Below are 11174 nucleotides of genomic sequence, written 5' to 3'. Positions count from 1 at the left end.
TCAGCACCTGGCACTGGCCGGCGTTGAGGTACGGCGAGCCTGCGTAGCCCACGAAGAAGTCCGGCGAGGGCCCCGTCGGACCGTTGGGGGTGATGGTTGCGTCCGCCGACAGGTACACCTCCACCGGTGCGCTACCACCGACGGTGCCCTGGTTGCACACCGTCACGGAGACGGAGATCTGCTGCCCGGACGTGGCGCTGGCCGGCCCCGTTACCGCGGACACGATGAAGTCGGGCCTGTTGCCCACGCCAATGCGGCTGCCGGTCAAGGTGTTGTTGTTCTCAATCAGCTCGGAGAGGGAGTTCTGCGGATCCACCACGGCGCCCAGGTAGTAGGCGCCCTCGGTGGACGCGTACGCCGGGCCCAGCACCGTCAGCGCCTGGCACTGGCCGGCGTTGAGGTACGGCGAGCCTGCGTAGCCCACGAAGAAGTCCGGCGAGGGCCCCGTCGGACCGTTGGGGGTGATGGTTGCGTCCGCCGACAGGTACACCTCCACCGGTGCGCTACCACCGACGGTGCCCTGGTTGCACACCGTCACGGAGACGGAGATCTGCTGCCCGGACGTGGCGCTGGCCGGCCCCGTTACCGCGGACACGATGAAGTCGGGCCTGTTGCCCACGCCAATGCGGCTGCCAGTCAAGGTGTTGTTGTTCTCAATCAGCTCGGAGAGGGAGTTCTGCGGATCCACCACGGCGCCCAGGTAGTAGGCGCCCTCGGTGGACGCGTACGCCGGGCCCGACACCGTCAGCACCTGGCACTGGCCGGCGTTGAGGTACGGCGAGCCTGCGTAGCCCACGAAGAAGTCCGGCGAGGGCCCCGTCGGACCGTTGGGGGTGATGGTTGCGTCCGCCGACAGGTACACCTCCACCGGTGCGCTGCCACCGACGGTGCCCTGGTTACACACCGTCACGGAGACGGAGATCTGCTGCCCGGACGTGGCGCTGGCCGGCCCCGTTACCGCGGACACGATGAAGTCGGGGCCGGATACGACGCCCTGCCTCGTGGCGCCCACCTCAACTGCCGGGCCGCTCTCCGCCGGGCGCTCGCACCCAGCCGCCGCCAGCAACACCACCGCGCCAAGAAGACTTCCAACCCTGCTGCTTCGTCGATTCATGCGCTTACCCCTGGGTGAGAACAGTCAGTCCTGCTGAACGCGCAATTCACGCGAAGGGTGGAATATCAACGCGGGCAGGATGGGAGCAAGCAGCAGCATTGTATAATTGCTATTAAAACATACCGATTGCTTACATTGACTTACTTTGTCCTTCCGGCGCCTCGCAGGGCGGTCAGCGCCTGGAACATGGGGCCGGTGGACTTCGGGTGGAGCGCGCCGGTGAGGTACTGCGCACGGCACCAGGCGTCGTCGATGCGGCCGTCCTTCATGCGGCGCGGATGGCGCGGGTACAGCTCCGTCCGGTCCGGAAGGTGCTCGGCGCCCAACCGCCGCTCCAGCATGAAATCGACCGCGACCCGCGACAGTGCCCGAGTTCGGCCCGCGCCTCCATTGTCTCCTGGGCCTCCCCCAGCCCCGGCTCCGCCTCCGCTTGAGGGAGCAGGAATGGCCGCACTTTCGCGCCTGGAGCGAAGACGCCGTGGAACCTTGCGTGGCGTACCCGCCCACCTACAGCCCCGACTTCAATCTCAGCGAGCTGTGGTGGGCGGACCTGAAGCGCCAGCTCCGAAAGCTCGCGCCTCATGCCCTGGAGGAGTTGGCCAGGACGGTGAGTCAGTCAGGCGCGGCGACGCTGCTCGCGAAGCTCGCGGCAGGGTTCCGCCACTGCCTCTCCTTCCTTCAGCTCAACTGCTCGTCGCGTCAGCAGTTGTCGCGGGTGTTGTGGTAGACCGACGTCGTCCCCCAGTTGACATAGGTTCCGCAGGAGCACCCGCGCTCACCGATGACCTTCGTAAGGGACGCGTTGTAGTATCTGACAACGCTGGTCGGAAGGTTGGTGCAGTTCGGGAGCGGCGACTCCTGCGAGGCCAGGTTCGACTCCTCCTCCTCCTGCTCCATGGGACCGCCACAGCCCACCGCCATCACCAACAGACCGCCAATCAGGAACGTACGCATGCGTCCTCCGTGAAGGGTTGCCGCCCCGTCATACATCAAGGCGTCTCACGCTGAAATCTACGATAAGTGCGTGACCCAGCGCGCAATGCCAGGGCACGCCAGCTCTGACATCAGCGGCTCGGCACTCCAGGATGGCGCGCCCTGCCCCTCTCCGCGCTTCGCGTTGCAGGAGGGCCCCCTCGCCCCTTGCACGAGAAGGCGACAAGCCGTTCGTCCTTGCAACTCTCGCAGCGTACCCGCGCGAAGCCGTGCGCCAGCACGCCGCACTCCAGGTACCGGGCGAAGTCCCGCTCCACGTACCGGGGCAGGCCGCGTCCCACCTCGCTCGCCTCCTCCAGCAGCGTGGCCAGGTCTCACTGCCTCGTACAGCACCGTCCCCTCCGGCCGCCTCCGCCGGTACGCCCACCCGTGCTCTCCCACCTGCCCCGCCCCAGCCACACCTCGCCAGGGCACATGCGACGGTCCGCCTCCCACGGGCCTCCGTGGAGCCCCTGACTGTCAACGGCCGGGGCCTGCGGACAGTAGGAGGCGGAGGACGGTCGCAGCCCGCGCCGGGTTGCCCCCTTCCAGGGCCTCCACCGCCGCCGCGACGTGCCTTGCTACATTGCCGAGGCCCTCATGTCCGCGCTCACGGGCGCCTGCGCGTGAGCGCGGACTCGGGACGTGCCTACTCCCCGCCGTTCTGGACGGTGGGGGCCCGCGCGGGTGCGATGAAGCCCGAGTAGGCCATCCGGTTCGGTGAGCAGTGCCCGGGGTTGGCCACCTTGTCCGGCGTGGCGTTGCCCGTCATGGCGGTGCTGACCTCCTGCGGCGCGGAGGTGGGATGGGCCTCCAGGAAGAGCGCGACGACGCCGGTGACATGCGGGGTGGCCATGGACGTGCCGCTCAGCGATTTGGTCGCCGTGTCATCGCTGGCCCAGGCCGAGACGATGCCCTCGCCGGGCGCGAAGACGTCCACGCAGTCGCCGTAGTTGGAGAAGGACGCCCGCCGGTCCGCGCTGGTGGTGGCACCCACGGTCATGGCCTCGGCGGTGCGCGCGGGAGAGCGCTTGCACGCGTCCTGGTTCTCGTTGCCCGCCGCCAGCACATACGTCACGCCCGACGCGATGGAGCGGCGCACGGCATCGTCGAGCGCCGCGTCCTCGCCGCCGCCCAGGCTCATGTTGGCCACCGCCGGGGACTGATGGTGCTCGGTCACCCAGTCCACGCCCGCCACCACGCCCGCCGTCGTCCCGGCGCCCTCGCAGTTCAGCACGCGCACGGCGTGCAGCGACGCGCTCTTGGCAATGCCATACATGCTGCCGCCCACCGTGGCGGACACATGGGTGCCATGGCCGTTGCAGTCCACGCCGTTGCGACCGTCGTCGACGGCATCGAAGGCGATGTCCGCCCGCCCGGCGAACTCCCGGTGCGTGGGGCGCAGGCCCGTGTCGATGACGTACACGTGCACGCCCCGGCCCTGCGTCTGGTACAGGTAGAGCTGATTGAGCGGCAGGTCGCGCTGGTCGATGCGGTCAATCCCCCACGTCGCATCGGACTGGCTCTCGTCGAGCGTCACCACGCCATTCTGTTGCACGTACTCCACCTCGGGCGCGGCGGACATGGCACGGGCCTGCTTCTCGTTCATGCGCGCGGCGAAGCCCCGCAGCGCGTGCGCGTACACGTGGAAGACCTTGCCGCCGAAGCGCTCGGTGAGGCTCCGCGCGTCCACCACCGGCGCCAGCGCGACGTCTCCTTCCCGGGGCTCCTTGAGCACGACGACGTACTCACCGGGGACCGGCTTCGCGACCGTGAGGAACTTCTCGCGCGCCGGTGTCTGCACGGACGCGGTGCCACGGCAGGGTGTGTCACCGGGTGGCGGCATGGGATTGCCCGCGCTCCGGCACGCCGACAGCAGGAACAGCACGCAGGCGGACGCGACCGTCCGCGACAGGAGCTTCAGCGACATGGGTTCCCCCGGGGGTGGCACTCCCAGCTTCGGCCGGAAGCCGGCATTGAAGTAACGCTTTCAGACCCAAAGCGGTTGCTGCCCCGCGGGGCCGTGAAACGTCCGAAACCCCCACCCGTGAAACACCCCGGGGCCGAGGCGCCGTCGGGCTACCCCCCCCTGATTGAGGACGACACGATGCGTCGGAGCTGGAGGTGACGCACCTACCGCTTCACGTGAATCCAGCGCGAGGCGGTGAGCGTGTCGCCGCCGGCGAGGTACGCGCGGGTGATCACCTCGTAGTCGCCGTGCAGGAACTGCATCAACTCGAGCGACGCCTGGAACTTCACGCCCGTGTTCTCGGCCTGGAGCAAGACCATCCCGGGCACCTCGAATTCAACGGCGGTGACGGGCGCGCCGAAGACCACCGCCTCGAGCGAGACCGTCTCCTCCGGGTAGAACTGCATGCCGTCCTCCGCCGGTGAGGTGACCTCCACGGCGACGAGCGGACCGTTGACCGTGAAGGTGCTGACGGGAGAGGTGATGCCGCGGCCGAGCTTGTCCGTCCCCACCGCGTAGACCGAGACCGTGCTCCCATTCGGGAGGGAGTTGGGCACCAGCCACTCGATGCCCCACGCCACGGACGGATCCGTCGCTTCTCCGAGCAGGACGTCTCCTCCGGTCTGGCGCAGGTAGAAGCGGACGCGTTCGATGTTGTCCTGGACATTCGCCTCCAGGCGCACATAGCGCCCCACGCTGCTGCCCGGGAGCGGCGCCGTCATCGCCGCCACGGTGGGCGCGTGGTTGTCGATGACGATGGTGGAGACGGTCGATTGGGTGGCCGTCCCCGCCTTGTCCCGCGCCACCGCGTACACCTGGTACGGGTAGCCGCTGTCGGCGACCGCGCGCGAGTCCCAGTTCACGGTAAGGTTGCCATTGGCCGACGTGCCGATGAGGAGCGGCTGGCCGCCAATGGCGGTGCTCTTCACGAAGAGCTGCACGTCGACCAGATTGGCGTCGTACGCGAGGGCGGAGAGCGAGAGGCTCCCCTGGTGCCAACCGTGGAGCGGCCAGCCGGAGGGCGAGCTCATGGTCACCACCGGCGCCGTGCGATCCACGTAGATCGCCTGGCGCGGAGTGGAGCTCGAGTTGCCCACCCAGTCCGTTGCCTCCACCCAGAGCTCGTAGCGCCCGTCCGGCCAGCCCGCGGGATCAATCCGGGCGGAAAGGTTGAAGACCTGCTGCGCGGTGTCGAACGTCTGCCCGTAGTACGGCTGGACGATCATCCGGACCCTGCCAAGACGCAGATCGTCCGTGGCGACGCCGCTGAAGGAGAACGGGCCGGAGTGATGGCTCTCAGGCGCCGGGCTGGAGATGGCCAGCGACGGGGCATTGCCCTCATAGCTCAGGGCGACACCGTTGATGTCGCCGGGAGAGAGGACCTGCGCGCGAATGATCAGCGAGCCGTCCTTGCGGGTGATGGTGGGCTGCCCATTGATGGAGAACGCGTACGAGTCGTAGTGCATGATCGACGCCGTGTCGTAGGCGCCCACGTCCGATCCGGACGAGTACAGTGCGAACGCCGAGGGGTAGCGCGAGTCGATGTTCCCCCAGTGGATGTTGATGTGCTGGTCGCGGTCATGGCGGTTCTGCTCGTGCCACAGCCCCACCACGTGGCCGATCTCGTGGATGACTTCAGCGGTGCCACAGCCAGCGATCAACCAGATACCCGCGCTCGTGCTGTGTCCCAGGCTTCCGAAGCACGCCCCGGTGGACGGATCTCCCGGGAGGAACGTCAGCGAGTACGGCTGACCGCTGTGCGGCACCAGCTTGATGACCGTGAGCGCGTTCCAGTGGTTGATCGCGTTGTAGACCCGCTGAGGATCGGGCAGCGCGGGGTCGATGCGGTATGGGATGACGCCGCCCGGCCAACGCCAGGAGGAGGATGCCGGGTTTGCCAGCGACGCGAGCGCGGCGGCGTTCTGCGCGATGCCGTCGTCATCGCCGAGAAACTGCGTCTTCATGTCCAGCAGGACATCGCCCTCGACCAGCGCCATCCCATTCACCCGCTGGTACTCCAGCTTCCGGACGCCCTGTGGCGTCTGGAACCAGCCGACCTCACCTTCGGGACCTGAGTGAGGGCTGAGCTCCGCGCTGCTGCAGTGCAGCAGCGCGAGAGCAATCGGGATGCAGACCAGCGCGGAACGGAACAAGGCAACCTCGGGCACGAAGAAGGTGCGTAGGGAGAGATGATTATAGGAGAGCTGGGCTCCAGACGAGATTCCCGAACGGGTTGTCGCGGGGAACGCCAGTTCCGAAAGCTCGCGCCTCGCGCCCTGGAGGCGTTGGCCAGGACGGTGAGGCGCGCGACCGTTCACGCACGGCCCCTGCGCTCCACCCGGGCCGGTTACGGCGACTGCGTCGCGAAGACCAGGTCGTCCTGGTCGTCATAGCTTCCCTGGCTACTGCAAGGCATCGCCGAGCCGTTGTCGTTGAGGCGAGCCCGGAAGGCCCGGATGGGGCCGGGGGGCAGCGTGTACTTCAAGCTGAAGGTCTGCGTCATGTTGGTGTTCGGCGCGAAGCTGTAGATCAAGCTCCAGACCGGGTTGTCCACGTCGGCGGTGGTCCAGAGCTCGATGCGCGTCGGAGCTGGCATCCCGACGTAGGCGGTGACCTGGATCGTGACGACCTTGCCGGGCGCCAGGGGCGAGCCATCCAGGGTCGCGACGCGCAGGGCGTGGATGGCTTCAGGCACGGTCGCCGTGAGGAGGGTGCCGTCCTGACAGGAGCCCTTCAGGGTGTTGGGAGCGTTCAGCTCCGGGCCGACGACGGTGCCGCGTCCGTTCAACAGGGTCCCGGAGTCACAGGAGGGACCCACCACGGCACAGCGGGGCGTCATGGAGGTGGAGTCGTAGAGGGCCACGCCCGAGTTCGGCGTGTTGAGCACCTGCACGGTGACCTGGGTGCTCGTGCCGACGTTGCCCGTGGCGTCGTAGGCCTTGACCACCAGGGTGTGGTTGCCATCGCCAGCCGCCAGGGTGTCCCAGTCCAGTGAGTAGGGCGCGGTGCTGCTCGTGCCCAGCAGCTTCGTGCCGTCGAGGAACTCGACGTGCGTGACCCCGACGTCATCGGACGCGGTCGCCTGCAGCGTCACCGTGCCCGTCAGGGGCGCGCCCGCGCCGGGCGCCGTGAGGGCGGCCGTGGGAGGCGTCGCATCACTCACGCACGTGTGGGACGCCGTGCAGATCAGGCCGGAGCCGCACGTGCCACACGCCAGCGTCCCGCCGCACCCGTCCGAGACGGTGCCGCACACGGCGCCCTGGCTCGTGCACGAAGTGGGGATGCAGGTGGAGGACGCGTAGCGCTCGCAGGGCTTGAGCTGGTTCGATGGGCCACTGCTGACGCCCACGCCGCTCGCGATCAGGACGTCCCCGCTGGCCAGCAGGACCGTCGCCGGTGCCTGGCGGGCCGTGAGCAGGGGGGACTCGGCGGACCACGTCCCCGTGGCCGGCGTATAGCGCTCCACGGCGCTCACGATGACGCCGTTCAGGGTGCGGCCGCCGAAGACCAGCACCGTTCCATCGGGCATGCGCACGGCGCCGGGGGAGTAGCGCCCCGTCAGCAGGGAGCCCGTGGCCGTGAAGGTGTTCGTCGCGGGGTTGAAGAGGGAGGCCTTCGTCAGCGCCCCCGTCGAACTTCCTCCGAGGAGCACCCGGCCATCCGCGAGGGGAACCACGATCTCCGTGCCCTGCCCCGTGGGAAGGGCTCCCAGGCTCGTCCACGCGTTGGTGGCCGGCGTGTAGACCTGCGCGTTCACGTCCGCGGCCAGCCCCAGGACACGGCCATCCGGGAGCAGCACGAGCCGTTGGACCTTCGCCAGCAAGGAGCCTGTCGCGGTCCAGCCGCCCGTGGCGGGGTTGTAGACCTCCGCGGAGAGCAGGTCGGTGACCTGGAGGTTCCTGCCACCCGCCACCAGCACCCGTCTATCCCCGAGCACCACGCTGGGGGCGTTGTAACGCGGCTGGGCCATGCTCCCGGTGAACGACCAGGTCCCGGTGGCGGGGTCGAAGAGCTCCGCCGTCGCGTGGGTGGTGCGGGACTGGACGGTGTTGTTTTCCCAGCCGCCTGCCGCCAGCACACGGCCATCCGCCAGACGCTCGAACGAGGCCATGTCGCGAATCGCGTTCAGGCTGCCCGTGATGGACCAGGAGCCTGTCTGTGGGTCGTACAGCTCGCTGATGGCGTGGTACGGCTTGCCCTGCGGAAGGAAGATGTCGTTGAACTCCATGCCGCCTGCCACCAGCACCCGGCCATCCAGCAGGCGCGTGTGCGGCACCGTGACATGGGCCTTCGCCAGCGATCCCGTCGCGGCGGAGGCCGCCTGGGATTGATGCTGGAGTGCCGTGTCCTCGGGAGGCTCCGCCGGTGTCGGCGCGCAGGCTTGCAGCAGGCAGGCCATTCCAATGGCCAGCCAGTCATTGTGTCTGTTGTTCATGGTGTTCCCCTCTCGGGCGCAACGCCTAACACATGGCATCGGGCTTTGGCAGATGGGGAAGAGATGACCCAGGGCCCAGTACCAGCAGCTCGTTCAAGCGCATCCAGTCTTGCGAGAAAGGAAGTAGACGTTCCCGCCCGGGTCCGTGTGTGTCGCTTCCAGCGTGAGCCCGTGCGCGCGCAGCAGGTCGCGGTACCCGTCGACGCTGTACGAGTGATAGCGGAACGGGACGCCATTCATCGGCTCGCCGTCGATGGAGCCGTGAGCGTCGCCCGAGGTGAAGAGGAACGCGGCGCCAGGTTTCAAGGCCCTCGCGATAGTGGCGATCGCCTGTTCCTGCTCTTCGTGGCGCAGGTGGAACAAGACCCCCCAGGCGATCGCGGCGTCGAACGCCCGCTCCTGGAGTTCACACGATTGGATGGGCGCACAGCTCACCGGCACGAGGGGGAAGTTCGCTTGAAATCGCGCCACCAGCTCGCGGGAGCTATCCACGCCCATCACGTGGCAGCCGTACTCCAGCAGCACCCGCGTCAGCGGCAGTCCCGTGCCGCAGCCGACGTCCAGCACCGAGGCGCCGGCCGGAAGTGAGGCCGCGAGCGCGGTCACTTCCGGGACGCCCATGGGGCCTGTGCGTTGGGCTGCATACCAGTCCGCGATCAAATCGTACTCGTGCATCATTGTTACCTGCTTGTCCTGCTTCTGCGGACGGCGTATCCATCCCAGTCGAAGGGGGAATCGTCATGCGTTCATACATCATCGCCTTGGGTCTGCTGACCCTGCTCGGGTCCTCGCGGGCCGGGGCCGCCGGCAATGCCGTCGCGATCATCTGGAAGGGCGCCAAGACCCAGGCCGACGCCGAGGCCAAGAGGGTCTCCTGGGGCGACCTGGGCAACGTGCTCGAAAAGACGGGCCTGAAGCTCCAGGACGACCCACCCAAGCTCGTCCAGAGCAAGACCGTGCCCGGCCTCAAGCCCGGCTTCTGGGTGTGGCTCCTGGGCGTCTGCGCCCCCAATGAGGCCGCCCCCATCGTCAAGCACCTCAAGCTGCTCTCCCCGGAGACCTACTCCCGCGAGGTGAAGGTCCCCGCGAAGAAGCGGTCCTGCCCCCAGCACGAAGGCGCCGCCCTGGAAGCCCGGGAGGAATCCCTCAAGCTCCCTTCCGGCGAAACCCTGCGCGTGTTCACCCGCGAGGAGCGCGAGGAAGACGTTGGAGAAGAGGAAGGGAAGTGGAACCACGGCTCGCTGACCCGCTACCACTTCGTCCTCTTCGGCAAGGACGGCGAAGTGCTCGGCGCCACGGACGCCGTGGGCGAAGAGGATGTCGACAAGAGCACGGGCGAAGGCCCCACGGCCTACCGCTGCGACGTCACGAGCCTGGAAGCGTCCAAGGACGGCACCTTCATCCTCACCCGCAGCTGTCACGCGCGAGCCAGCGAGTGCGGGGCCCTGATGTCCGCGGACGAGGTCGTCACCGTGGAGGTGAACGGAAGCTCCGTCTCCGCCAGCGACCCGAAGCGGCAGGACGAGCAGTACGCCGACTGCGGCTGACCGCCCCTCTCCAGGTTGGGACTTTACAGCGTGTCAAGCGAGCCCCCCGCTCGCGCGTCGACACAACCGCTCCAGGCCCTGCCTGTCATTGGGATGTAGATTTTCGATTAATTGAGAATATTCTCGACTCGCTGGACTTTCCGGTACGCCCACATGAAGATATTCTTGTGACAGCCGAAGACTTCGGCTCGTCCTTCAGGCTCCCGGGAGCGCGACGTCCATGCCGCGAATCAAGATCGACAACCTGATCATCTTCGGCGACAGCATGTCTGACATTGGCAACAAGGCCGCCACCAGGATGGGCGCGTTCGCGGACTTCTTCGGACTCATGCAGGTCAATGACCTGGGCCGTTTCAGCGACGGGAAGAACTGGACCGACTTCTTCTGGGAGTGGGCCGGTGGAATGTCGATGTTCCGACCCGCGAAGTTCGAATCCCAAGACCCGGAGTATCTCGCGGAAAAGCTGGCAAAGGAGCCCAAGGCGAAACCGTCGACCCCCAAGGATGAGAGCACGGCGGCGACCGAGGTTCATCGCACGCTCACCGTCAACTCGAATCAAGACTCCGGGTTTGGAAGACCCATCACGTATGTCAATTACGCCGAGGGCGGCGCGATGGGGGCTTCCGATCGTTCCAAGATAGGGCTCGGAACGTTCCGCCAGCAGTACGAAGGGTTCCGCGCGCAGCACAGGTCGTGTCCGCTGGTGGGGACGACGATGTACATCATCTGGTTCGGCCTGAACGATCTGGTGACGAACAAGCGCGATCCCGAGACAATGAACAAGGTCGTCGAGCAGACCTTCGAAATCATCCGCGAGCTCAGGACCATCTCCGGCGACCATGCGCACTTCATGCTCATCAACCTGCCGGATCCCGCGGACGCGGTGCGCTACGCGGAGCTGGGGAGGGAAGATGCGCTCATGGTGCGATTCACTTCGGGAGCCCGGGTCTTCAACGCCGAGCTCGCGGCCGCTGTCGCGCACAGCCCCAGTCGGAACATTCGACTGGTGGATATGTACACAGTCCTCAAGAAGATCACCGCATCACCCGCATCCCTGGCGACGAACCGCCTGACGCTCGGGGCGCAGCCTGGCGTGGTCCCCATCGACTATCCCCACGTCGGCCCTCTCCCCAACCA

At 67.4% G+C, this 11174-nt stretch carries 10 protein-coding genes and 1 pseudogene; 3 read left to right on the top strand and 8 right to left on the bottom strand.

The features are described 5' to 3' along the window. Nucleotides 1–1114, bottom strand: a 1114-nt coding sequence (locus tag D7V97_RS32265; protein ID WP_304988523.1) for a CARDB domain-containing protein, incomplete at its 3' end; no start/stop codon positions are given. Nucleotides 1115–1254: 140 nt separating this feature from the next. Beyond that, entirely contained in the window at nt 1255–1440 is a 186-nt protein-coding gene (locus tag D7V97_RS32260; RefSeq protein WP_199729008.1) for a hypothetical protein, read from the bottom strand. A gap of 152 nt (nt 1441–1592) precedes the next feature. On the opposite strand from D7V97_RS32260, the gene D7V97_RS32255 reads away from it, so the two are divergent. Next, nucleotides 1593–1841 carry a transposase gene (locus tag D7V97_RS32255; RefSeq protein WP_158623499.1) on the top strand — a complete coding sequence of 83 codons (249 nt, stop codon included), beginning with the start codon at nt 1593–1595 and terminating at the stop codon, nt 1839–1841. Here the strand turns inward: D7V97_RS32255 and D7V97_RS32250 are convergent. From D7V97_RS32250 to D7V97_RS32225, 6 genes and pseudogenes are all read right to left on the bottom strand, one after another. Then, a complete protein-coding gene (locus D7V97_RS32250) occupies nt 1814–2068 on the bottom strand; it encodes a hypothetical protein (protein ID WP_120614462.1) in 255 nt (84 codons plus the stop codon). The two genes, D7V97_RS32255 and D7V97_RS32250, sit on opposite strands and share 28 nt — an antisense overlap. Nucleotides 2069–2232: 164 nt before the next feature. Further along, nucleotides 2233–2385, bottom strand: a pseudogene (locus tag D7V97_RS46160) (transposase zinc-binding domain-containing protein); the annotation flags it as partial. A gap of 350 nt (nt 2386–2735) precedes the next feature. Then, a complete protein-coding gene (locus tag D7V97_RS32240) occupies nt 2736–4016 on the bottom strand; it encodes a S8 family peptidase (RefSeq protein ID WP_120614460.1) in 1281 nt (426 codons plus the stop codon). 203 nt (nt 4017–4219) lie between these two features. Beyond that, entirely contained in the window at nt 4220–6208 is a 1989-nt protein-coding gene (locus D7V97_RS32235) for a M12 family metallopeptidase (RefSeq protein ID WP_120614459.1), read from the bottom strand. A gap of 194 nt (nt 6209–6402) precedes the next feature. Next, entirely contained in the window at nt 6403–8490 is a 2088-nt protein-coding gene (locus D7V97_RS32230) for an Ig-like domain-containing protein (protein WP_158623497.1), read from the bottom strand. A gap of 93 nt (nt 8491–8583) precedes the next feature. Continuing rightward, complete coding sequence (locus tag D7V97_RS32225) at nt 8584–9168, bottom strand: class I SAM-dependent methyltransferase (RefSeq protein ID WP_233583366.1); 585 nt, start codon at nt 9166–9168, stop codon at nt 8584–8586. Between the two features lie 62 nt (nt 9169–9230). Here D7V97_RS32225 and D7V97_RS32220 point away from each other — a divergent pair, with 62 nt between their 5' ends. Next, nucleotides 9231–10037 (top strand): hypothetical protein, encoded by an 807-nt coding sequence (locus tag D7V97_RS32220; RefSeq protein WP_120614457.1) that lies wholly within the window; start codon nt 9231–9233, stop codon nt 10035–10037. A gap of 220 nt (nt 10038–10257) precedes the next feature. Next, the coding region (locus D7V97_RS32215; RefSeq protein WP_147445059.1) for an SGNH/GDSL hydrolase family protein at nt 10258–11174 on the top strand (917 nt) is incomplete at its 3' end.

Origin of the sequence: Corallococcus sp. CA053C, from assembly GCF_003611675.1 — a bacterium.
Taxonomy (GTDB): domain Bacteria; phylum Myxococcota; class Myxococcia; order Myxococcales; family Myxococcaceae; genus Corallococcus.
The sequence above is the reverse complement of the archived record's forward strand: the minus strand, read 5'-3'. Positions and strand labels throughout refer to the sequence as shown.